The sequence below is a fragment of the Dellaglioa algida DSM 15638 genome, from assembly GCF_001434695.1.
Taxonomy (GTDB): Bacteria; Bacillota; Bacilli; order Lactobacillales; family Lactobacillaceae; genus Dellaglioa; species Dellaglioa algida.
Map to the genome: position 1 here is coordinate 187804 of NZ_AZDI01000002.1, position 23704 is coordinate 211507.

The following is a 23704-nucleotide window of genomic DNA, read 5'->3' on the forward strand; positions in this document are numbered from 1 at the left end:
CTAATTAACTAGTTTCAATTCTTTTTATTTTTCAATTTTATTGATTAACCATTTAAAAATAGCTAAATCTGATTGATTTCTTGTAAATGACATTTCGGGGTGCCATTGAACGGCAAGAATTCGATTGTCATCGCTGACTAATCCTTCAACTAACCCATCTGGGCTCTCCGCAATAGCGACCAAAGAATCGCCTAATTGATTAATTGCTTGATGATGGTAGGTATTAACGCGATAATTTTGACCGTAAACTTCTGAAAGGTAACTATTTGGTTCAATTGAAATGGAATGAGTGGCATATTCTGGTAAAGTTGGATCTTGTAAATGTCTAACTTTCCAATCTGGATATTCAGATAAATCTTGATATAACGTGCCACCAAAGGCAACATTTAGTATCTGAAGTCCACGGCAAATACCAAGTATGGGCATATTACGAGAATTAGCGTCTTTAATTAAGGCCATTTCCATTTCATCACGAGGTGGGTTCAGTTCTTGTAATTTTGGATGAGGTTCTTGTCCATATAATTCAGGCGAGATATCTTGACCGCCTGTTAATAATAAACCGTCCACCAAATCAAGATATTTCGATGCATCATCCAAATTTGTTGGAATAATTAATGGTAAGCCACCAACTTTGAAGATAGCATCAATATAACCTTGGGGTGTATAAGTTATTTCGTCCATGTGCAGGCCTTCAATTGGGTTCCGGTTAGGATTCCCAACAATACCAATAATAGGTTTCATAAATAATCCTCCTCAAAATTTACTTTTTCTAAGTTTAACTTAATTAAATAAAGATTGCTAGGATTGACGCTTCATTGAAATGGGCAATTTATTGAGATAGAATGGAATATATTAATAAATCGGAGGAATGCTAAAATGTCGACACTTGAAGTTAAAAATTTGCATGTAGAGATTGAAGATAAAGAAATTCTAAAAGGCGTCAACCTAAAGATGGCGACAGGCGAAGTCCATGCGATTATGGGTCCGAATGGTACAGGTAAATCAACTTTATCCGAAGCTATTATGGGTAACCCCGCATATAAAGCAACTGAGGGTGAGGTCTTGTTGAACGGTGTTAATATTTTAGAATTACCAGTTGATGAACGGGCTCGAGCAGGACTATTCTTAGCCATGCAATACCCCTCAGAAATTCCTGGGATCACAAATGCTGAATTTTTGCGTGCAGCAATTAATGCCCGGCGCCCGGAAGATAACCAAATTCCAATTAGAGAATTTTTAAAAAAGTTGGATAAAATGATGACGACTTTAGACATGACTGAAGAAATGTCTGATCGTTATTTAAATGAAGGTTTTTCGGGCGGTGAAAAGAAACGAAATGAAATATTACAATTAATGATGATTGAACCAAAATTTGCGATATTGGATGAAATTGACTCTGGGTTAGATATCGATGCGCTAAAAGTCGTTTCTAGAGGCGTTAATGAAATGTTAAAAAATGCTGAGTTTGGGACATTGATGATTACACATTATCAACGATTATTGAATTATATTGTGCCAGACGTTGTGCACGTTATGATGGACGGACGTGTGGTTAAAACGGGTGGTGCCGAGCTAGCAGAGAAATTAGAAGCAGAAGGCTATGCGGGATTACGCGATGAATTAGGCTTGGACGTTGTACTAACTGACGAGAATGTCTAGTGGAGGCCATAAAATGAGTGACTTAAAGGTCTTAGAACAAAGCGTGATTGATTTCTCTAACTTAAAAAAGGAACCTGGGTGGTTTCAAAAATTAAGAAAAGCTGCCTTCACTAAAATGACTATGTTGGAGCTTCCTTCATTTGAGAAAATCAGATATCAAAGGTGGCCCATTATACCTAAACAAACGCTTTTGGAATCTAGAAAAGTTGAATTAGATCAAAAAAGGGCAGTTGGAAATACGGTCGTGCAGGTCGGATCGCGAACGTTAAGTTTGAAATTAACAAATGAATTAAAACAAAAAAATGTTATTATTTGTGATTGGGAAACTGCATTGATAGAGCACTCGGACTTAATTCAAAAATATTTTATGACGAAGGCGGTTAAATGGGACGCTGATAGGTTAACGGCAGCACATTTAGCACAGTTAACGAGTGGCTTGTTCATTTATGTTCCTAGAAATGTTGAACTGGATGAACCCATTACGAGTTACTTGACACAAGATGCGCGTGACGGACAAGACTATGTGCATCATGTCTTGATCGTTGCGGCAGAGAATAGTCGTTTTTCATATTTGGAAAATCGAGATACATTAGGCAACGAGACAACAACTGCAAATATTATTGTTGAAGTCATTGCTGAACAAAATAGTCACGTAAAATTTGCCGGAGTGGATCAACTAGGAGAGACAACAACTGCCTATATTAATCGACGGGGTTATTTGCTTGATAATGCCAAAATAGATTGGTCCATCGGACTGCTTAACGATGGGAATATTATTGGCGATTTTGATTCTGATTTAATTGGTGCTGGGGCTCACGCAGACGTTAAAGTTGTTGCTATCTCGACGGGAAATCAAATTCAGGGAATCGATACACGGGTGACTAATTACGGAAAACATTCGATTGGTCAAATTCTGCAACACGGTGTGATTTTATCGCGATCGACTTTAACCTTTAATGGAATTGGACATATTATTAAAGGCGCAAAGGGCGCAAATGCACAGCAAGAAAGTCGCGTATTAATGTTATCCACAAAAGCGCGTGGAGATGCTAATCCGATTCTATTAATTGATGAAAATGATGTACAAGCTGGACATGCAGCGAGTGTTGGACGCGTTAATCAAGAACAATTATATTACTTGATGAGTCGCGGCTTACATAAAGAAGGAGCAGAACGATTAGTTATTCGTGGATTTTTAGGACCGGTCTTAACAGCCATTCCGGCAGCTGATGTACGTGAACGACTCATTGAAACGATAGAAGGGAAACTCATTAATGGCCAAAAATTTGAAAAAGTATCGCGCTGATTTTCCTATTTTAAAGCAACTTGTGAATGATGAACCACTTATTTATTTCGATAATGCCGCAACTGTTCAGAAACCGCAAGTCGTTATTGATACCATTTCGCATTACTATGAACATGATAACGCGAACGTTCATCGAGGTGTGCATACCTTGGCTGAACGTGCGACTGAACAATTTGAAGCAACACGCCAATTGGTAGCGGATTTTATTCACTCAAAAAGTGCTGATGAGATTTTGTTTACGAAAGGAACAACTGAAAGCCTGAACTTAGTGGCACAAGGATTTGCACAGAATCGTTTGAAACCTGGGGATGAGATATTAATTTCAATTATGGAACATCACAGTAATCTCGTTCCTTGGCAACAAGTCGCACAAAAGACTGGCGCAAAGCTAGTTTACGTTGGGTTAACGGACGATGGGCGTTTAGACATTAATGATGCAAGACAAAAAATGACAGGCAAAACAAAAATTGTGTCATTAACTCAGATCTCAAATGTTTTAGGTAGTATTACACCGATTAAGGAATTAACGCGTATGGCGCATCATATTGGCGCCATCGTTATCTGTGATGGGGCACAATCAGTGCCCAACATGCCAATTGATGTACGAGATTTGGATGTCGATTTTTTTGCTTTTTCAGGCCATAAAATGGGTGCTGCAACCGGTATCGGTGTTTTGTATGGAAAAAATACGTATTTAAATGATATGCAGCCACTTGAATTTGGTGGCGAAATGATTGATTTCGTTGAGGAACAACGATCAACTTTTAAAGAAGTTCCTTGGAAATTTGAAGCCGGAACACCGAACATTGAGGGTGTTATTTCTTTGGGTGCGACAATTAATTATTTAAAAGAAGTTGGGATGGTTAATATTCATGCTCATGAGCAAGTTTTAGTTGCTGATTTAATACCTATGTTAAAGGCAATCCCGGGTGTAGTTGTTTACGGACCGACTGATATTGAACAACGTTCAGGCGTTATTTCATTTAATTTAGTAAATTTACATCCACACGACGTCGCAACGGCTCTGGATATGCAAGGAATTGCTGTTCGCGCAGGGCACCACTGTGCGCAACCGCTAATGAAACGGATGGGCGTTTCATCAACCGTTCGAATTAGTTTGTATCTATATAATACGTTAGAAGAAAATCAAAAATTTATTGAAGCGTTAATCGCCACAAAGGAGTTCTTTAAAAATGGGACTATCTAAATTAGATAATTTATATCGCCAAGTTATTTTAGAACATGCAACCCACCCACATCACCATGGATCATTGGATGATAGTGAAAAAACAATCGAGCTTAGAAATCCAACTTGTGGAGATGTCTTAAAAGTTGAACTTATTATGGCGAATGATAAAGTTCAAAAAGTGGCTTTCTCTGGGACGGGATGCACAATTAGTCAGGCATCTGCGAGTATGATGACAGATGAAATAATTGGTAAATCAAAAGAAGAGATAGAAGAAATGGTCACAATATTTTCAGAAATGGTTATGGGTCAAGAGATTGATGATGACCTTTTAGGTGAAGCGGCTATTTTAGAAGGCGTCGCACAATTTCCCGCACGGATTAAATGTGCAACGTTAGCTTGGAAAGCGGCGTATCAAGCCGTTAACTTAGAAAATTAGAAAGGAGGGTTCAGTGTGAAAGAATTAGATGTTGGTGGTGAATATGAATATGGTTTTAAAGATGATTTTGAACCGATTTATTCAACCGGCCGTGGGTTAACCGAGGCAACCGTTCGAGAAATATCTGCAGCTAAGAATGAGCCAGAATGGATGTTAGACTATCGACTTCGTGCATTCGCTTTGTATGAAAAAATGCCCATGCCAAGTTTCGGACCTGATTTATCGCAATTAGATTTAGCGAACATGCGTTATTTTCAAAGAGCGAGTGATACTATTGCCAGAGATTGGGACGACGTACCAGATAAAATTAAAGAGACCTTCGATCGACTAGGTGTACCAGAAGCCGAACGTAAATATTTAGCCGGCTCTTCAGCGCAATATGAGTCAGAAGTCGTTTACCATCATATGCGGGAAGATTTCGAAAAATTAGGGATTATTTTTATGGATACTGATTCTGCCCTTCAAGAGTATCCTGAACTAGTCAAACAGTATTTTGGTAAATTAGTGCCTGCTTCAAATAATAAATTTTCTGCTTTGAACTCGGCCGTTTGGTCTGGTGGTACTTTTATCTATGTGCCTAAAGGTGTGAAGACAGAAGTTCCCATTCAAAGTTATTTTAGAATTAATGCTGAGAACACGGGACAATTTGAACGAACGTTGATTATTGTTGATGAAGGCGCAAGTGTGAACTATGTTGAGGGATGTACGGCACCTAATTATTCAGCAGATAGTTTACATGCTGCTGTCGTAGAAGTGAATGTCATGAAGGATGCCTACTGTCGTTACACGACGATTCAAAATTGGTCGGATAACGTATATAGTTTAGAGACTAAACGTGCGAGAGCTCTAGAAAATGCGACTATGGAGTGGGTTGACGGGAACCTTGGATCAAAAGTCACGATGAAATATCCAAGTATTTATTTAGACGGACAAGGCGCGCATGGCACAATGCTATCAATTGCATTTGCAGGTGGGAATATCATCCAAGATACTGGTGCAAAAATGATTCATAATGCGAAAAAGACAACTTCTTCTATTGTGTCTAAGTCATTATGTAAAGATGGCGGTCGAGTTGATTATCGTGGGTACTTAAAATTTGGCCGACATAGTGATGGTTCGTTTGCGCATGTTGAATGCGACACAATTATTATGGACGATCAATCCGCAAGCGATACGATTCCGTTTAACGAAATTTTGAATGGAAATGTGTCAATGGAACATGAAGCGAAAGTTTCTAAAATTTCTGAAGAACAATTGTATTATTTAATGAGTCGCGGTATTTCTGAAGCCAAGGCAACGGAGATGATTGTAATGGGATTTGTTGAACCTTTTACGAAGGAATTACCAATGGAATACGCCGTTGAGTTGAACCGTTTGATTGAGTATCAGATGGAAGGATCAGTTGGGTAAATCAGTAATTATTGGGAGGAAAAATGGAAATTAAAAATAAAATTACCGAAATAATAATAAGTTTAAAGAGTGTTAGTACTGAAATTATTGGAATAAATGATGAAAAACTCAAAGAAAATGAAGTCATTCAAGAACTACCAGCTCTTATGGAAAAAACAATTAAAATAATTAGTGAAAATAAAATTTTTGATGAAAATAATACAAAACAATTAAATACTTTAATTGATGAAGTTATTGATAGATACAATACCCGATTTTTAAGTATACAAAATGAATATTATTCTGATGTTTTACACAAATATATAAATATTCAAGATACTGTCAATAATTTAGTGATGGAATTTAAACGAATTAATTATTTATCAATGATTCGTGATAAAAATGCTGTATTAGTCGGTGGTAACGGAGCCGGTAAATCTAGTTTTGCAAGTTACTTGAAGGAATCAATGGCACAAAATATTGTTGTAATACCTGCTCAGAAATTTTTATTTTATAAAAAAAATATACAGTCTTTATATCTCACAGATAAAAGAACAATGAGAAATATTCAACAAACTAATTTTATTGGAAAAGGAAAATTTACCGGTGATGAACAGACTTATGTGGTTAGTCAGTATATGGATGAATTATCTGAATTATTTTCTAAATTAATAACAGTTATTGCAAATGAACAAGTTGAGGAACAAAATCAGGCATTTAAAATAGAGGATATGAGTAAAGTAAAGCGAGAAAAGACTACTTTATATAAAGTAAACCAATTGTGGAAAGCACTTATTCCCGATATTAATTTAGAACTTGATACAATAAATCGGACATTAGAACCTAAAAAAAAATGAACATATCTATTCAATAAATTCTATGAGTGATGGTGAAAAAGCAATTTTGTATTATATTTGTCAGGTTTTTTTAGCAGAACCCAATAGTTTCATCGTAGTTGATGAACCTGAAACATTTTTAAATGTTTCCAATTTTAGTAGATTGTGGGATAGTTTAGAGGAATACAGACAAGATTGTAAATTTATATACATTTCCCATACAATTGATTTTATAGTGAGTCGATCTAATACAGATATGTTATGGTGTAAAAATTTTTCATATCCGGATAATTGGAGTATTGAGAGAATAGATGACGAGGGTAACTTAACTAATGAATTTCCTAAAGAATTACTTTCAGAAATATTAGGTGCTAGAATACCTATTCTTTTTTGTGAGGGTAAACAAGATTCAGACGATTATTTTGTTTACAGCAATTTATTTAGAGAAAAAGTAGTAGTAGTTCCAGTTGGAGGGCATACCCAGGTTATTCAATACACAAAGGCCTACAATAATTCACTAGTTTTAGATAATAATTGTGCATACGGAATTATTGATTCTGACCTGATGAGTGATGAGCAAATTATAAGCTATCGAGGAGATAATATATACACATTACCCTTTAATGAAATAGAAATGATTTTTTTTACTGAAGATGTAATGACAAGTGTTTTAGAAAATAATTTTTCGGAAGATGATACTAATTCTAAAATAAAGTGCTTTACCGAAGAATTTTTTGCAAAAGTAAAGAAAGAAAGAAAAGTGATAGTTAGTCAATCTATAAAAAAATATTTAGATAACCAACTTTCAAATTATAGGGTTAATAGTAAAGAATCTAGTAGTTCAATGTTGACTGAAATAAACAATTGGCTAGAAGCATTAAATATAAGTGAAATGGAAAAAGAGAGTACGGATAATTTAGATAAAGTAATTGTAGAAAGAAAATATGAAGATCTTTTGAAACTATCTTCTCAAAAAAAGGCCATCTCTATTCGACTTTCCAATAAATTATTAGATAGTGGATACATGAATAAGGCGAAGTTTCAGCTAAGTACGAATAGAATGTTGTTAGAAAACATTAAGAATAAATATTTTCAACATATTACATTTAAGTAAGTGTACATCAGAATATTCTATAAATTCTCTGAAAAGAGAATAGGGTTAACAATAGTTTAAGTCAATTAAATTATTTAATTGATAGATGACTAAATATTTCATATAGAATTAAAAATAAATGGTGGAAGTACAAGATAAGAAGTTAGTTGAGTCATGGAATCTAATAAAACTCCACTGAGAAAGGAATAAAGACGATGAATATAATAAACTCGACGGATATTCTTGAAACTACCATTCGAGAAAAAATGCCAATAATATTGGATATTCTTTTATTAGACCGTACTAGATCAACACAAAAACTTAAGAAAAACATTATTTGGGCAAATAAAAACTATATAAAATATGGTAATAAATCATACTCTGAGACTTCTCAAATACAATCAGAACTTGTGACGGGGGAGATGGGAAATATTATTAAACCTCGTGCTTTGAAGTCTAAAGAGGCACAAAAAGAACGAACTAAGTCAAAAGCTGAAGTATTTACGCCAACTTGGATTATAAAGAAGCAAAATGATATAGTTGACAAAGATTTTCTAAATGATGATTTAGAGACTTATGTTAAACGCGTGTGGCTGGAAATAACTTGTGGTGAAGCACCTTATATGGCAAGTAGGTATGATATGGAGACTGGGGAAAGTATACAGTTAAATGATAGGGTTGGATTTGTTGATAGAAAGATAAAACGAATTAATCGTGAGGTTGATGATAAGGCTGAGTGGCAACGATTAGTTGTTGAAGCGTATAAAGCAAGTTACGGATTTGAGTGGAGTGGGGACTCGTTACTACTTGCAAGAGAAAACTTACTGTACACTTACCGAGACTATTATTATGATAAGTGGCTTGAGGAGCCTCTATATGGTTTGTTTGAAGATATTGCTAAAATAATTAGTTATAATATTTTTCAAATGGATGGGTTAAAATATATTATTCCGTTCACGGAAAAACGAGAAAGAATAATTGAGACTCAAATATCACTTTTTGATACTGAAGAACCTGAAGAAAAATGGGAAATTAAGCCTGGAAAACGTGTAAAAGTAATGAACTGGGAAACTAACAAAATGGAATTTTTTGATAAAGGAGTTAATTAGGTATGAGGGATAAGACACTTATTAAAACGACTAAGACTATCTATCCACAGGTTTATGCATATGTTACGCCTACTGCGAGTGAAAATGCTGGCTGGATAAAAATCGGATATACTGAAAAACGTAATGTTGATGATCGTATTAAACAGCAGACACATACTGCGGGGATTGTAACAAAAACGTTGTGGTCAGAGCCCGCTAAATTTAGTGACACAGACGATTGGTTTACGGATAAACCACTTCATAATTATTTACGTAAGTACAAAGAAAGAGAACGACGACAGGGCACAGAATGGTTTTTTTACGATAAAGAGCCTGATGCTGCACACATTGATTTTAATGATTTCCGTAATAATAAACTTACTCAAGTTAAAGAAGAGTCACAGTATGAACTTCGAGATGAGCAAAAGGCTGCCGTTGACATGACGTTGCAATATGCCAATAATCATCAAGAAGGTAAATTTTTATGGAATGCAAAGCCACGATTTGGTAAGACGCTAACTACTTATGATCTTGCTCGTAAATTAGATGCAAGTAAGGTATTAATTGTAACCAATCGCCCTACAATTGCGAATTCTTGGTTTGATGATTTTGAAAAGTACATTGCTTGGCAAACTGACTTTTCTTTTGTATCTACAAGTGATTCACTTAAAGATAGACCAGTGATGACACGTGATGAATTTAATGATCAATCACTTAAGAGTGGTAAAGATAAAATGATTTCTTTTATTTCGTTACAAGATTTAAAAGGAGCTATTTCTTTTGGTGGTAGTTATGACAAATTAAAATGGGTAAAATCACTTGAATGGGATCTTCTTGTTATTGACGAAAGTCATGAGGGAATAGATACTTTTAAAACAGATATAGCTTTTCAAAATATTAAACGTAATTTCACTTTACATCTATCGGGAACACCATTTAAAGCAGTTTCCTCAGGAGAGTTTTCAGATGACCAAATTTTTAACTGGTCGTATGCAGATGAACAAGAAGCTAAAGCTGATTGGCCAGTGGGCATTGAAAAAAATAATCCATATGAAAAGTTACCACGACTAAACTTATTTTCTTATCAAATGAGTCAAATGGTTACTGATGAAGTTAACAGAGGTGCTGAAATTAATGGTGAAAATATTGATTATACCTTTGATTTAAATGAATTTTTTGAAACTAATGAAACAGGTAAATTTATTCATGAGTTAGATATAAATAAATGGTTAAATGCTTTGTCTCAAAATGAAAAATATCCTTTTTCAACTAAAAAATTAAGAAATGAATTAAAGCATACTTTTTGGATTTTAAATCGAGTAGCTAGTGCTAAAGCATTGAAAAAACTATTGGAAAATCATCCTGTGTTTGAAAATTATAAAATTGTTCTTGCGGCAGGGGATGGTAAAACATCAGATGAACAAATTATTAACCAAAAATCTTTTGATCGTGTAAAAGAAGCAATTAAAAATAATGATAAAACAATCACCTTATCGGTAGGACAATTAACTACAGGTGTAACTGTTCCAGAATGGACAGCGGTACTTATGTTATCTAATATGAAGTCTCCAAGTCTGTATATGCAAGCAGCATTTCGAGCTCAGAATCCATTTGATTTTAAGATAGATGGACAAGTAAAGCGAAAAGAAAATGCATATGTTTTTGATTTTGCACCGGAACGTACGCTTACAGTCTATGATGAGTTTGCAAATAACTTATCACGTAAGACAACTAATGGTGGTGGAACAACAGAAAATCGTAAAGAAAATATTAGAAAACTATTAAACTTTTTTTCAGTTATTGCTGAAGACAATGAAGGAAAGATGATTGAACTTGATGTCAATCAGGTATTGACCATCCCTAAGACAATTAAAGCTCAAGAAGTAGTTCGTCGTGGATTTATGTCTAATTTATTGTTTAAAAATATTTCTGGAATTTTTGCGTCAGCAGGTGCTCGTGAAATTCTTGAGCAATTAAATCCGGTTGATCAAGGTAAGGCAGTACCTCGTAAGACAGATGATAGAATTGATACGAGAGATGTTAAAATTAACAATGATGGTCAAGTGGCTGTTGAACAAAAGGTTGTGAATAGTCAAACGGATGCTCACTTTGGTGAAAAGGTTTACGCAGATGTTAATTCAGCGATTGAAGAGATAGTTAATAGTGCTGATATAAAGAATATTGCAAATACAATATCTAATACATTCAAACAAAAGACTCAAGATGCTGTAAAAAATTTGGCAAAAGAAAATGGGTTAACGTCAAAAGCCGCTGAAAAAATTTCAAAGAATAGTGCAAATGCAATGGCTCATGAAGTAGAAATAGTACAAAAACAAGCAGAAATTAAACATTCTGAAGCAAAAGTTGAATATAAGCGTATAGTTGAAGAATCTCGTAATAATGAAGAAGTGATTGCTGAGGCCCAGGTTAACTATGAGACGAAAAAACGACAAATCGATAATGAATTTAATAAAGAAGTGATCGAGACTGTTAAAACAAAAACTCAAGAATTAGTTCGTGAGTCTACTAAAACAATTTTAAATAAGTCTGAAGATAAGAAAAAAAATACCGTTGAAGATGATGTACGTGCACGACTACGTGGCTTCGCTAGAACAATTCCATCATTTTTAATGGCATATGGAAAAACAGACACCGCTTTATCATCGTTTGATACAACAATTAATGATCACGTATTTAAAGAAGTAACCGGAATTACTTTGGGTCAATTTAGAACATTGCGTGATACTTATAATTTCTTTGATGCGATTGTATTTGATGAGTCTGTACAAGAATTTTTAAGAAAACGTACTGAACTTTCTAATTATTTTGGTGAAATACATGAAGAAGACATTTTTGATTACATTCCACCACAACAAACAAATCAAATTTTCACACCAAAAAAAGTGGTTGTAATGATGATTGATAAATTACAGGAAGAAAGTCCTGAAGACTTTACGAATCCGGAAAAAACATTTGCTGATTTATATATGAAATCAGGTCTTTACATTACCGAAATTGTAAAAAGGTTGTATGTAGGATTAGAAAACATTATTCCGAATGATGATGAACGATTGAAACATATACTCGAACATCAAGTGTACGGTTTTGCACCGAGTGAAATCATCTATAATATTGCACGAAATTTTATCTTTGGATTTGATGAAAAAGGACAGAATATTAATAGTTCTCATATCGTATATTTAGATACAACCTCATTTGCTCGTGGTGAAGGAGATTTTGAAAAGAAATGTGATGAATTATTTGGAGGTAGAAACTAATGAAATTTGATGTAGTTGTTGGAAACCCACCATATCAAGATAATATTGAAAATCGTGGTGAACAACCGGCTGTTTATAATTATTTTTATGATCTAGCGGAGAAAATTAGTGATAAATATATTTTGATTTCGCCAGCAAGATTTTTGTTTAATGTTGGATCTACGTCCAATATATGGAATAAAAAAATGATTAATGACATGCACTTAAAAGTAATATATTTTAATCAGAAGGCATCAGAATTATTTCCAAATACCGATATAAAGGGTGGGGTGGCAATACTTTATCATAATTCTACTAAGGTTATTGGCCCAATCGGAACATTTACCAGTTATACAGAACTTAATGGAATTGTAAAAAAGGTTGTAAAAGACAAATTTTTATCAATTAGTGAGTTACTTTATGGTAATACTAGCTATAAATATGCCACAGTACTCTGGAAAGAAAATTTACAACTTAAGAGTAGGGTTTCGGGGGGATCCAGTCGCTATCTTTCATCATCAGTATTTGATAAATTACAGGAGATATTTTATGATGAGCGATTAGATGATGAACACAGATATATCAAAATTTTAGGAAGACAGAACAGCAATCGTGTTTTTAAGTGGATAAGACGTGATTATTTAGCCGAACATCCTAATATGGATAAATACAAAGTGTTGGTTCCAAGCTCAAATGGGTCAGGACAGTTCGGAGAAGTGTTATCAACGCCAGTAATTGAAGGGCCAAACCAAGGGTACACGGAAACGTTTATCTCATTTGGAGCATTTGATGACATTGAACAGGCAGAAAATCTGTTGACTTATTTAAAAACTAAATTTTTACGTGGGATGCTTGGTGTTGTGAAAATTACTCAAGGAAATAAGACAAAAGAGGTTTGGTCTAAAATTCCGCTTCAAGATTTTACATCAATCTCAGATATTGATTGGTCCCAATCAATATCTGAGATTGATCAACAACTTTATAAGAAGTACGATTTTAATCAAGATGAAATTGATTTTATTGAAACTAAAGTAAAAGAAATGAAATAATATATTGTAATTAAAGGATACTTCTCAAATAATGTTTAATGGGGAATTCTTGTTATGTTAATATGTTAGTTTTAAGTAAATTATTACTAAATTTCCATCATAAGGTTTATACTGAATTACATAATTAGACCAATGGGGGATAAAAATAATGACTGTAAATGAACAACTAATTAAAGATGATTTATATGAAGCCGTGAACGGTGAGTGGTTAAAAACTGCCAAAATTCCTGATGATAAGCCTGCAACGGGTGGTTTTAATGATTTAGCTGATGAGATTGATAAAACATTAATGAGTGATTTTGAAAAAATGACATCTGATTCAAGTACGCAATCGGCATTAATGCAAGAATTTTTAAACTATTACGCATTAGCGGCTGATTTTGATCGTCGTGAATTAGAAGGAACAACTCCGTTGAAGAGCGTTTTAGAGCCGTTAGAAAATTTAACAGGTTTAGCTGACTTTAATGTTAAATGGGCTGACTTTGTACTTGCTGGATATCCTTCACCACTTAATTTTGACGTTGACGCTGACATGAAGAATGCTAAAATTAATGCCTTCTTTGCGGCGGCTCCAAATCTTATTTTGCCGGATAAAACTTATTATGAGGCAGATAATCAACAAGCCGAACAATTACTTGACGTATTCCGTAAAATGATGACAAAATTATTGGGCGCTCTAGATTACAGTGAAGAAGATGTGAAAAAAGTTATTTCAGAGGCATTAATTTTTGATCGCAATTTAGTGCCACATGTTAAAAGTGCTGAAGAATCTGCTGATTATAGTAAAGCGTACAATCCACAAACGTTTACTGAATTTGGATTACAAAGTAAAAATGTAAATCTACAAGTGGTTGTTAAGCAGTTATTAAATGGTCAAGAGCCAGAAAAAATAATTGTGACTGAACCTAAGTACTTGGCTGCAATCGATGATATATTGAATGAAGCTCATTTTAATGAATTTAAAAGTTGGCTAATTGTTAAAACAGTTAGCAACCTTAGCTCATTTTTATCAGATGATATACGCGTTATTTCTGGTGAATATGGACGTGCGTTATCCGGAAGTAAGGGGCCGAAGAAACAACAAAAATTTGCTTATTATTTAGCCATGGGTGCTTATAGCGGTATTGTTGGTGAATATTATGGGCATAAATATTTTGGTGAAGATGCTAAAGCAGATGTTCAACGAATGGTTGAAAAAATGATTGGTGTATATCAAAATAGATTGGCCAACAATAAATGGTTAACTAGCGCTACACGCGACAAAGCCATCTTGAAATTAAATAAATTAGGTATTCAAGTCGGCTATCCGGGAAAAATTAATCCACTTTATCAAAAAATGCATGTTGATACGAAAAAACCGTTATTAGAAAACGCGATGGGTTTTGATCAATTAGCAACGGAAGATATGTTTAGTAAATGGAATCAACCGGTTGATCGTGATCTCTGGGAGATGAGTGCTGCAACTGTTAACGCATATTACCATCCATTTAAGAATATTATTGTCTTCCCGGCAGCTATTCTTCAAGCGCCATTTTATAGTTTAGAACAAAGTAGCAGTGCCAATTATGGCGGAATTGGTGCCGTGATTGCCCATGAAATCTCGCATGCTTTTGATAATAATGGGGCATTATTTGATGAATACGGTAACCTAAATAATTGGTGGAGTGAAGCTGACTTGGCTCATTTTAAAGAATTATCCCAGCAAATGGTTGCCGAATTTGATGGAACTGAGTATGCTGGTCAAAAAGTTAATGGGACTTTAACAGTATCCGAAAATATTGCGGATGCCGGTGGATTGAGTTGTGCGTTAGAAGCCGCGAAGGCAGAGCCAAATGCTGATATTTCCGCTTTCTTCATTAACTGGGCTCAAGTTTGGCGTATGAAGGCTTCAACACAATATATGCAGTTGTTGCTATCAATTGATGTACATGCACCTGCTAAACTACGCGCCAATATCCAGGTTCAAAATTTAGCTGATTTTTATGCTACTTTTGGTATTAATCCAGGCGATAAGATGTACAAAAATCCCGATGAAAGAGTTAATATCTGGTAGGAGAGTACGACTAATTGGTTATTAACTTTTGAAAATAAAAAAAGACAATCGGAATTTTTCCGATTGTCTAGAAATATAATCAAATTAAAAGATAGGAAGATAGTTATTTCTTCGTATCTTTTTTCTATAAAATTTTATTTTCGGTTAATTTTTCTTCTAAAATATCAAAATTGTATTCAGAAAGATTTTTTAAACCGTTCTTATTAACATCAAAGAAGGCTGTTAGACTTTCCGATAACATTAAGTTAATCACACGTCCGGCTTCGAATTGGACCAAGATAACCGGGATACGTGCTTCAACGGCCATACCAACTTCGAACATAGTACCAGAGTCAGGTTCATTGCCTTCATCATCCTTATAATCTAGGATAGCGACAACAACATCAGCACGATGCACTTGGCGAGTATCTGCAAGATAAACGGCACGTTGCCAAGGCTTACTGAATTGCTCATACTGTTCACTTTGGTTATCTTGTGGTAAATAGATATTGTCACCATCAATTGTTTTATTTTCTTTTAATGCGGACACAACTTGTGAAACACGTTCACGTTGTTTGTCATCAAAAAACGGACCTGCTAAATAAACTTTATTCATTAAATGTCGTCTCCTTGAATATATATTTGTCTTTTAAGTATAACATCACGTGACCGATTGGACACAAAAAAGGAAGACAAATGCCTTCCTTTTTTTGTTAAACACCGTAAACGAATTGGCCAGAATTAAAGTGAGTAGCCGATATAACGTAAACGTCACCACCATTACGTAATGTGAAGTTTGCTAAATCATTTAATAAATTATTCGTTGTTTTTTCAGGTTCAGTATCGACGACTTGACCATCGACAATCAATCCTGGGAACATTGATTCCTCATTTATTAATAAAGTTTTAACACGATGTTGTGTTAAAAGGGCAAACAATTCTGCCGGGTTCGTTTCGCTTGGATTGACTTCATCAAGTGAACGCGCACGATCCAATAATTTTTCAACTGTTTGGTCGATTAAAACTTGGTTTTGATCCAATAATTCTTTTTCAATTTCAGCAGTTGTTAATGCGCTAGGAGATTTTTTAATTGTAATTTCTGAATTAACTGTTTTTAATTTTGTTAAATCACGGAATAAACTTTGGTTTTTAGGTAACCCGATAATGAAAAGACGTTTGTAAATTAAATCAGTATGAGCCATTAAAAATTGCTCAATTGCTAAGTAGTAATTCTTATTATCAATTGCCTTTTCTTCATCTTTAGTGTTTAAGCCATGAAGAGCACCAGTAGGGCCATGAGTTGTTGTTGTATCTGTTCTTTCAGGTCCAAGGGCTGATACCATATCGATAGGCGCATCTTTTGGTAATTCTTGTTTCAGTAAGATACCTTCTTTAAATTGGTGTAATTCGAATGAATCACGATTTAAGCTCAAAATCGTACCAGATAATTTTGTTGCTTGTTGAGCGAGTAAAGGTAATGTGTAAGCTTCAGGTCCAACAATCACCTGATCCAATTCAATGGCATGGTTCAAATTAAATTTAAAGTAATTATTTGGTGTTAAGTAAAGCGCGATGCTAGGGAATTGACCAATTCGATCAGCAATATCGTTCATGAAATTAGTAAGTTGACCTTCAATTGCACCCCAAGCTTTTTTATCAATATCTGAATGTTCTTCTTTTGCAGTTTTTAAACTAGTTTTCAGTTTTAATTGGTTCTTCGCTGCAAAATTAATCCCTGGGTATGTCTTAATAAAAATTGATACGACAGGTCCTTCTTTAATTGTAAGTAATTCTTTTAAATTGTTGTGCATTGACATAATGATTCCCCCTTTATATGATTAACCACAGTATAACATCATAAAATTCGTTATCCAACTGATATGGTTACGGTTTCAACAAAGGAGAACTAAAATGATCGATTTCGAAGCGGATAATAAAAATGTCGAAAAGATGGAAGCATATATGAAAAATAGATTTGTTTTCTTGGGAATCCGAGCACCTGACAGACGAAAATTAATTCAAGGTTTAATGAAGGAATCAAAAGCCTGGTCGCTGGAAGAACTTACCTTACAGATTTTAGCTTACTACAGTCGTAATGAAAGAGAATACCAGTATGTTGCAATTGATTTAGCTCAAAAAAATGTTAAACGATTAACCGTGAACGAGGTTCAAGTTCTTATTGATTTAATTCCCATTAAAGCATGGTGGGACTCGGTAGACAGTTTACGTAAAGTTATCAGTGACTTCGTTAAATTACACCCGGAATATTTTAATCTTATAAGTCAACAATTTGAAGGGCATGAAGATTTTTGGATGCGCCGTGTGGGTATAAATCTTCAGTTAGGATATCGAGAAGCGACTAATCTAGCGTATTTAACAAAAATGATCATGAATGATCAAATAACGGATGAATTTTTTATTCAAAAGGCAATCGGGTGGTCACTGCGTGAATATGCTAAAACTGACATGGAGTGGGTTAAAACTTTCATTAAAAGACATGATTTATCAAAATTGGCCGTTCGAGAAGGTCTTAAATATTTAGCGACAAAATAAAAAGGGCTGAAATTTCTTTCAGTCCTTTTCTGTTATTTTAAAATTAAAAATTGATCACCGGCAAGATCTCTATAAAAATTAGCTTTTACTGCTTTTTGGTAGGGTAAGAACCAGATGAACCCAATGCCTAGTGTGATAAGTGATAATAGGTACCAACCCAGTAAGCTGAGATCAAGTACAAATAAGTCGAACTTATGACCGTTCATTAATTGACGGCTTAATGTAATTTTTTTGTTAGTCTTGATATCAGGGTGGTTAGGGTTATCTTGCAAGTCCTTATTAATCATAAATGCTTGCGAGTACGAATAGTGTTTAATGATTGCGGGAAAGAAGAGTAAAAGATACCAAAAGATAGTGTAAATAGTTTTAAGAATTGCTAATGCAATAGTTGAAAAAAATAATTCATTAGAGAAAACTTGGAAACTTTGCGTAAATGCGCGTTCTGGTGTTTTTTTAGAACTCACCCAAGTTAAAAAGGCATATGAAGCACCCATAATTAAAATTTCAAAAATGAGAATAAGAAAAATCATCAGTGCTGAGGTTGTTGGATTAAGATTTAACGGAGAGACATAAGACCCCGACTCGGAATTAAATAATCTCGAATATTCATAGGCATATAAGCGTAAATAAACGATATAGGCAAGGACACCTATTAGACTAATTAAGATAGCAGATTTCCAATTTCCTTTAAAGAGTACTTTCGTTTCAGATTTTAGTTGTTTTCTAGTTTTTAATTGCTTATCCATCATGGTAATCTCCAATATTTTTAGATTTTGTACACCCAAATCGTACAAAAATTAGCCGTTAAAGTCAATTAAATCTGAATACAATCATTTTTTTATTAACTGTAGTAAGATGAATAGCATAATTCATATTAAACGAAAGAAGGATTAACTAATGATAAATAAAATGAAAGCCGTTGCAGCGTTTGGTAAATATCCAATAGAAGATGTAAGGGTGTTAAAAGATGTTGAAATTGATAAACCTGTGCCTCAAGATCATGATATTCTTGTAAAAATAGCGGGGATTTCGGTGAATCCTATTGATTTTAAAACAAGAATGTTAATTGAATCAGAGGACCAATCGCGTATCTTAGGATTCGATGCCATTGGAACCGTGTCAGAGATTGGTGCGAATGTGACTAATTTTGTTGTTGGGGATAAAGTTTTTTATTTGGGTGTAAACAACCGATCGGGAAGTAATGAAGAATATCAATTAGTGGATGAACGGTTAGTTGGTCATGCCCCTAAGAAGATAATGACTGCTGAAGCGGTTGCCATCCCGTTAACTGGCGTAACAGCATGGGAATCATTGTTTGAAAAATTAGCTTTTGTACCAAAAAAAGATGCCAATCAGGGACAATCAATTCTGATTATTAATGGCGCCGGCGGTGTTGGGTCTATTGCCATCCAACTCGCGAAGTGGGCAGGAATTAAGGTAATCACAACTGCCTCACGTCCAGAGACAATTGATTGGGTTAAAAAAATGGGCGCTGATATTGTGATTAATCATCGAAAAGATTTGAAAAAACAATTAGATGAATTAGGAATTCATGAAGTTGATGGTATTTTAATGTTACATTCAACTGAACTATATTTTAATGTGGCGTCAGAGCTAATTAAACCACGGGGAATTGTCATGTCTATTGTGGCAACAACTGCGGAGTTACCATTGAGTATTTTAAAAAATAAAAGTAACGATTTCAAATGGTTAACAATATTTACAAAAGGCATTTACCATACTGCAGATATGGCTTCGCAAGGGGCTACCTTAAATCAATTGGCTAAGTTATTAGATGAAGGTAGCATAAAATCAACAATGACTAAATCGGTTGAAGGAATTAATGCTGATAATTTGCGAGCAGCTACTAAGACTGTTGAAGGCGGGGCAATGATCGGTAAACTTGTCATCACCGGTGAATTCGACGCGGAGGTTTAAATCAGTGAGCAAACAAGAAATCAGAGAAAAAACGATTCTTAAAATGGCAGACTTAGCCAAAAATAAGCCGCTTGAAAAAAAACGACAAGAATTAGTAATTATCGATAAGTTACTGCGCTCAGAGGAATGGCAAATGGCCAGTTCGGTCGGGTTAACGATTAGTCAATCAATTGAATTTTCAACAAGCGATTTGCTCCTGATAGCTTTGGAACAGAAAAAGAAGGTATACGTACCAAAGACCATGCCCGAAAGGCAGTTGGCATTTTTACCATATCTATCTGCTGAGCAAGGATTAATAAAAAGTAGCTATGGCCTTTTGGAACCCAGTTATGATAAGGCACTAGAAAATAATGAGTTAGATCTAGTTATTGTGCCAGGGGTTGGGTTTAATTTAAATAATAATCAAAGGATTGGATTTGGTGGAGGTTATTATGACCGATTTATTGCCAAATATCAGCCTAGGACTGTTTCACTTTGTCTTGATGTCCAAAACGTAACTTCTGAACAATGGCTTGATAACCAATTTGATATTAAAATCAACAAAATTCTAACGGTATAAGACTTATTTGAATGAATTCTTAACAAAATATGATTTGATAATATGATTTACATTAATATCCGAATATAGTAAAATTGTAATTGCTCGTTAATGGGATAAACACGAACAAAAGCATTTATTAAAAAGGAGATATGCAATGATTAACCGCATTAAATCATATTTTGAAATTGACCAGTTACAAACAACGGTAAAACGTGAGATTTTGGCTGGATTTACGACTTTCATTTCAATGTCTTATATATTATTTGTTAACCCTACAGTTTTAAGCGCTTCAGGAATGGATAAAGGGGCTGTCTTTACGGCAACCGCATTATCAAGTGCTTTGGGTTGTATATTAATGGGTGTTCTAGCTAAATATCCAATTGCTACCGCACCAGCACTGGGTATTAATGCCTTCTTCTCTTACTCGGTTGTTATCGGGATGGGTATTCCATGGCAAACGGCTTTGGCAGGTGTCTTTGTTGCCTCATTAATCTTTATTTTAATTACTATTTTTAAATTACGAGAATTAATTATTAATGCGATTCCAAGCAATTTAAAATATGCGATTTCAAGTGGGATTGGGTTATTCATCGCTTTTATTGGATTACAAGGTGGAGGATTAATTGTTTCTAATAAATCAACGGTCGTTGGATTAGGTTCATTGAGCGTTGGTACAACTTGGTTAACAATATTTGGGTTAGTTATTACTGCAATTTTAATGGTTAGACGTGTTCCTGGTGGGATATTCATAGGGATGTTTGCAACAGTTATCCTTGGGTTCATTACGGGATTAATTAAGGCACCAACAGGTATTGTCTCTGCTGCGCCAAGTCTAGCACCTACCTTTATGCAGGGTGTTAAACATATCGGGGATATTAACACGGTTCAACTATGGGTCGTTGTGCTTACTTTCTTGTTAGTGACATTCTTCGATACGGCAGGGACTCTAGTTGGATTAGCACAACAAGCGGGATTCATGAAAGATAATAAAATGCCACGTGTGGGTAAAGCGCTCGCTGCCGATTCAACAGCGATGCTCGCAGGATCTGTTTTAGGTACATCACCAGTTGGTGCCTTTGTTGAGTCTTCAGCAGGTATTGCTGTTGGTGGACGTTCAGGATTAACGGCCGTTACAACGGGACTATTATTCATTGCCGGTATGTTTTTCTCACCATTATTATCGGTTGTGACAACACAAGTTACTGCACCAGCATTAATTATTGTTGGCGTATTAATGGCACAATCATTAACAAAAATTGAATGGTCAAAAATGGAAATTGCCATACCGTCGTTCTTAATTGTTATAGGGATGCCCCTAACGTACAGTATCTCTGACGGAATAGCTTTAGGATTCATTCTTTATCCCATTACAATGATTGCAGCTGGTCGTCGTAAAGATATTCATCCCATCATGTATGGATTATTTTTCATATTCCTACTCTTCATGTGGATCTTAAATGTTTAAATAAAATCGCAAACCTAAATGACAGAACCGGTCTAAACATGGTATTATTTAGACTAAGGGTTTAAACGAATAAAAAATATAATACGAATAGGAATGGATAATATGATGACAAGTGAAAAGATACACATCGGATTACTTTTTGGTGGTAACTCATCAGAACATGATGTTTCAAAACGTTCAGCACATAATATTTATGATGCAATGGATAAAAATAAATATGAAGTTAGCTTATTCATGTTTACAAAAGAAGGGGTATTACTTGGCGATGCTGCTTCACGTCGTATTTTTGATGGCGAACCAGAAGCAAAAGTTGTTGCTGATGTCTTACCAACAATCGACTTTACAAATCCACTAGCAAACATTATGAGTTTAACTGAAGTTAAGGATATCGATCTTTTCTACCCAGTAATTCATGGTAATATGGGTGAAGATGGCACTATCCAAGGTCTGTTTAAACTTTTAGACAAACCTTACATTGGTAGTGATGTTCGTTCATCTGCAATCTCATTTGATAAAGATTTAACGAAAAAAATGTTGACGTTAAATAATATCAGAAATACTAAATACTTGGTCGTTAAGGCTAATAACCGTGTTGAAATGTCTTATGCACATATCAGCAAAGAACTTGGGGATGTTGTTTTTATCAAACCAGCTAACCAAGGTTCATCAGTTGGTATCCATAAAGCACATAATGAAAAAGAATTCCTCGAAGGTATCGAAGATGCATTTTTATATGACACAAAGATTTTGGTTGAAGAATCAATCGAAAATCCTGATGAAATTGAATGCTCAATTCTTGGAAACACTGATTTAAAAGCTTCAAAATTAGGCGCAGTTATTGTACCAAAATCGGATGTATTTTATGATTACAACAATAAATTCGTTGATGCTTCAGGCGTTGAGTTTGAAATGCCAGTTGAATTACCTGATGAATTAACAAAAGAAATTCAAGATATGTCATTACGCGCCTTTGAAGTATTAGGTTGTCGTGGTTTGGCACGAATCGATTTCTTAGTTAAAGATGGTATTCCATATCTTGGTGAATTAAACACGTTACCAGGATTTACTAATATCTCACTTTATCCACAATTGTGGGAAGTTTCGGGAATTGGTTACTCAGAACTAATTGATAAATTAATTCAATTAGCATTCGACGAACATGCCGCTGTTAAAGAATTACATTATGATTTCACTGAATTACCTGAAATCTAAAACTGAAAAGATTACTAGTCTGGAGACAGTACTGGTGATCTTTTTTATTTGAACGGGGGAGAATAATATGGAGAGATGTCCGTGGGCACAGTCAGGTAATCAGTTAATGCAAGATTATCATGATGAAGAGTGGGGAAAAACACTTTTCGGTGATCAACAGTTATTTGGGTTATTAAGTTTAGAACTAATGCAGGCGGGTTTGAGCTGGCAAACTGTTCTAAATAAACGAACTGATTTTAATCTCGCTTTTGAAAATTTTTCTATTCAAAAGGTCAGTCAATTTGACGAAAGAAAAATTTCTGAGTTAATGGAAAACTCAAAAATTATTCGTAATCAACGCAAAATTTCAGCAATTATTACAAATGCACAGGCCATCGTTAAGATGAATCAAAGTGGACAATCATTTGATACGTTTTTATGGCAGTTTGTAAATAATAAACCACTTAATAATCTTTGGAATCACGCGGAAGAAGTTCCAGCAGAAACTGATATTTCAAAACAATTATCTAAAGAATTAAAAAAGTTAGGCTTTAAGTTCGTTGGGCCGAAAATTTGTTATTCGCTGATGCAGAGTATGGGGATGGTAGATGATCATCTAACGTCATGCGCATTTAAGACAAAATAAAAAAGAAATTAACCATTTAATTGGTTAATTTCTTTT

At 34.6% G+C, this 23704-nt stretch carries 21 protein-coding genes; 17 read left to right on the forward strand and 4 right to left on the reverse strand.

Translation table 11 applies throughout. The annotated features are described in order from the left end of the window. Positions 1-24: 24 nt before the first annotated feature. Positions 25-741, reverse strand: a complete 717-nt coding sequence (locus tag FC66_RS02610) for a gamma-glutamyl-gamma-aminobutyrate hydrolase family protein (protein ID WP_057973818.1) — start codon at positions 739-741, stop codon at positions 25-27. Positions 742-876: 135 nt separating this feature from the next. Here FC66_RS02610 and sufC point away from each other — a divergent pair, with 135 nt between their 5' ends. From sufC to FC66_RS02665, 11 genes are all read left to right on the forward strand, one after another. Then, complete coding sequence (sufC, locus tag FC66_RS02615) at positions 877-1659, forward strand: Fe-S cluster assembly ATPase SufC (RefSeq protein WP_057973819.1); 783 nt, start codon at positions 877-879, stop codon at positions 1657-1659. 13 nt (positions 1660-1672) lie between these two features. After that, positions 1673-2965 (forward strand): Fe-S cluster assembly protein SufD, encoded by a 1293-nt coding sequence (gene sufD / locus FC66_RS02620; RefSeq protein WP_057973820.1) that lies wholly within the window; start codon positions 1673-1675, stop codon positions 2963-2965. After that, positions 2934-4172 carry a cysteine desulfurase gene (locus FC66_RS02625; protein WP_057973821.1) on the forward strand — a complete coding sequence of 413 codons (1239 nt, stop codon included), beginning with the start codon at positions 2934-2936 and terminating at the stop codon, positions 4170-4172. The genes sufD and FC66_RS02625 overlap by 32 nt, the downstream gene beginning before the upstream one ends. Next, positions 4159-4590 (forward strand): Fe-S cluster assembly sulfur transfer protein SufU, encoded by a 432-nt coding sequence (gene sufU / locus FC66_RS02630; RefSeq protein ID WP_057973822.1) that lies wholly within the window; start codon positions 4159-4161, stop codon positions 4588-4590. The genes FC66_RS02625 and sufU overlap by 14 nt, the downstream gene beginning before the upstream one ends. A gap of 15 nt (positions 4591-4605) precedes the next feature. After that, positions 4606-6000 (forward strand): Fe-S cluster assembly protein SufB, encoded by a 1395-nt coding sequence (gene sufB / locus FC66_RS02635; RefSeq protein ID WP_057973823.1) that lies wholly within the window; start codon positions 4606-4608, stop codon positions 5998-6000. A gap of 23 nt (positions 6001-6023) precedes the next feature. After that, on the forward strand, positions 6024-6836 hold the full coding sequence (locus FC66_RS02640; RefSeq protein ID WP_057973824.1) for a hypothetical protein: 813 nt from the start codon (positions 6024-6026) through the stop codon (positions 6834-6836). 22 nt (positions 6837-6858) lie between these two features. Then, entirely contained in the window at positions 6859-7929 is a 1071-nt protein-coding gene (locus FC66_RS02645) for a DUF4435 domain-containing protein (protein WP_083478937.1), read from the forward strand. Between the two features lie 194 nt (positions 7930-8123). Next, entirely contained in the window at positions 8124-9017 is an 894-nt protein-coding gene (locus FC66_RS02650) for a hypothetical protein (protein ID WP_057973826.1), read from the forward strand. A 2-nt stretch (positions 9018-9019) separates the two neighbouring features. Next, the gene (locus FC66_RS02655) at positions 9020-12274 is read left to right on the forward strand and encodes a DEAD/DEAH box helicase (RefSeq protein WP_057973827.1); all 3255 of its coding nucleotides are present in this window, start codon (positions 9020-9022) and stop codon (positions 12272-12274) included. Next, on the forward strand, positions 12274-13302 hold the full coding sequence (locus FC66_RS02660) for an Eco57I restriction-modification methylase domain-containing protein (protein ID WP_057973828.1): 1029 nt from the start codon (positions 12274-12276) through the stop codon (positions 13300-13302). Before FC66_RS02655 ends, FC66_RS02660 begins: the two co-directional genes overlap by 1 nt. A 148-nt stretch (positions 13303-13450) precedes the next feature. Beyond that, positions 13451-15355: a M13 family metallopeptidase gene (locus tag FC66_RS02665; protein WP_057973829.1), complete on the forward strand. Its 1905-nt coding sequence runs from the start codon at positions 13451-13453 to the stop codon at positions 15353-15355. Positions 15356-15479: 124 nt separating this feature from the next. Here FC66_RS02665 and FC66_RS02670 read toward each other — a convergent pair whose 3' ends face one another. Beyond that, positions 15480-15950: a nucleoside 2-deoxyribosyltransferase gene (locus FC66_RS02670; protein WP_057973830.1), complete on the reverse strand. Its 471-nt coding sequence runs from the start codon at positions 15948-15950 to the stop codon at positions 15480-15482. 97 nt (positions 15951-16047) lie between these two features. After that, complete coding sequence (locus FC66_RS02675) at positions 16048-17151, reverse strand: baeRF6 domain-containing protein (RefSeq protein ID WP_057973831.1); 1104 nt, start codon at positions 17149-17151, stop codon at positions 16048-16050. Positions 17152-17245: 94 nt separating this feature from the next. Between FC66_RS02675 and FC66_RS02680 the strand changes: the two genes are divergently transcribed. After that, positions 17246-17887, forward strand: coding sequence for a DNA alkylation repair protein (locus FC66_RS02680; RefSeq protein ID WP_057973832.1), 642 nt, complete (start codon positions 17246-17248; stop codon positions 17885-17887). A gap of 32 nt (positions 17888-17919) precedes the next feature. Here FC66_RS02680 and FC66_RS02685 read toward each other — a convergent pair whose 3' ends face one another. Continuing rightward, positions 17920-18636: a DUF975 family protein gene (locus FC66_RS02685; RefSeq protein WP_083478938.1), complete on the reverse strand. Its 717-nt coding sequence runs from the start codon at positions 18634-18636 to the stop codon at positions 17920-17922. A gap of 148 nt (positions 18637-18784) precedes the next feature. Here FC66_RS02685 and FC66_RS02690 point away from each other — a divergent pair, with 148 nt between their 5' ends. The 5 genes from FC66_RS02690 to FC66_RS02710 all read left to right on the forward strand — a co-directional run bounded on the left by FC66_RS02690 (position 18785) and on the right by FC66_RS02710 (position 23668). Then, on the forward strand, positions 18785-19825 hold the full coding sequence (locus FC66_RS02690; protein WP_235804036.1) for a zinc-binding alcohol dehydrogenase family protein: 1041 nt from the start codon (positions 18785-18787) through the stop codon (positions 19823-19825). A gap of 4 nt (positions 19826-19829) precedes the next feature. Continuing rightward, on the forward strand, positions 19830-20384 hold the full coding sequence (locus FC66_RS02695) for a 5-formyltetrahydrofolate cyclo-ligase (RefSeq protein WP_057973834.1): 555 nt from the start codon (positions 19830-19832) through the stop codon (positions 20382-20384). A gap of 136 nt (positions 20385-20520) precedes the next feature. Beyond that, the gene (locus tag FC66_RS02700; RefSeq protein WP_057973835.1) at positions 20521-21831 is read left to right on the forward strand and encodes an NCS2 family permease; all 1311 of its coding nucleotides are present in this window, start codon (positions 20521-20523) and stop codon (positions 21829-21831) included. Between the two features lie 105 nt (positions 21832-21936). Continuing rightward, positions 21937-23043, forward strand: a complete 1107-nt coding sequence (locus FC66_RS02705) for a D-alanine--D-alanine ligase family protein (RefSeq protein ID WP_057973946.1) — start codon at positions 21937-21939, stop codon at positions 23041-23043. Between the two features lie 67 nt (positions 23044-23110). Further along, entirely contained in the window at positions 23111-23668 is a 558-nt protein-coding gene (locus FC66_RS02710) for a DNA-3-methyladenine glycosylase I (RefSeq protein WP_057973836.1), read from the forward strand. Positions 23669-23704 lie beyond the last annotated feature (36 nt).

Coding starts and splice junctions, on each gene's coding strand:
- FC66_RS02645 (WP_083478937.1), top strand. CDS start 6,859: ATGAGTGATGGTGAAAAAGCAATTTTGTATTATATTTGTCAGGTTTTT.
- sufC (WP_057973819.1), top strand. CDS start 877: ATGTCGACACTTGAAGTTAAAAATTTGCATGTAGAGATTGAAGATAAA.
- FC66_RS02685 (WP_083478938.1), bottom strand. CDS start 18,636: ATGATGGATAAGCAATTAAAAACTAGAAAACAACTAAAATCTGAAACG.
- FC66_RS02670 (WP_057973830.1), bottom strand. CDS start 15,950: ATGAATAAAGTTTATTTAGCAGGTCCGTTTTTTGATGACAAACAACGT.
- FC66_RS02675 (WP_057973831.1), bottom strand. CDS start 17,151: ATGTCAATGCACAACAATTTAAAAGAATTACTTACAATTAAAGAAGGA.
- FC66_RS02640 (WP_057973824.1), top strand. CDS start 6,024: ATGGAAATTAAAAATAAAATTACCGAAATAATAATAAGTTTAAAGAGT.
- FC66_RS02710 (WP_057973836.1), top strand. CDS start 23,111: ATGGAGAGATGTCCGTGGGCACAGTCAGGTAATCAGTTAATGCAAGAT.
- FC66_RS02705 (WP_057973946.1), top strand. CDS start 21,937: ATGACAAGTGAAAAGATACACATCGGATTACTTTTTGGTGGTAACTCA.
- FC66_RS02680 (WP_057973832.1), top strand. CDS start 17,246: ATGATCGATTTCGAAGCGGATAATAAAAATGTCGAAAAGATGGAAGCA.
- FC66_RS02610 (WP_057973818.1), bottom strand. CDS start 741: ATGAAACCTATTATTGGTATTGTTGGGAATCCTAACCGGAACCCAATT.
- FC66_RS02665 (WP_057973829.1), top strand. CDS start 13,451: ATGACTGTAAATGAACAACTAATTAAAGATGATTTATATGAAGCCGTG.
- sufD (WP_057973820.1), top strand. CDS start 1,673: ATGAGTGACTTAAAGGTCTTAGAACAAAGCGTGATTGATTTCTCTAAC.
- FC66_RS02690 (WP_235804036.1), top strand. CDS start 18,785: ATGATAAATAAAATGAAAGCCGTTGCAGCGTTTGGTAAATATCCAATA.
- FC66_RS02650 (WP_057973826.1), top strand. CDS start 8,124: ATGAATATAATAAACTCGACGGATATTCTTGAAACTACCATTCGAGAA.
- FC66_RS02655 (WP_057973827.1), top strand. CDS start 9,020: ATGAGGGATAAGACACTTATTAAAACGACTAAGACTATCTATCCACAG.
- FC66_RS02660 (WP_057973828.1), top strand. CDS start 12,274: ATGAAATTTGATGTAGTTGTTGGAAACCCACCATATCAAGATAATATT.
- sufU (WP_057973822.1), top strand. CDS start 4,159: ATGGGACTATCTAAATTAGATAATTTATATCGCCAAGTTATTTTAGAA.
- FC66_RS02700 (WP_057973835.1), top strand. CDS start 20,521: ATGATTAACCGCATTAAATCATATTTTGAAATTGACCAGTTACAAACA.
- FC66_RS02625 (WP_057973821.1), top strand. CDS start 2,934: ATGGCCAAAAATTTGAAAAAGTATCGCGCTGATTTTCCTATTTTAAAG.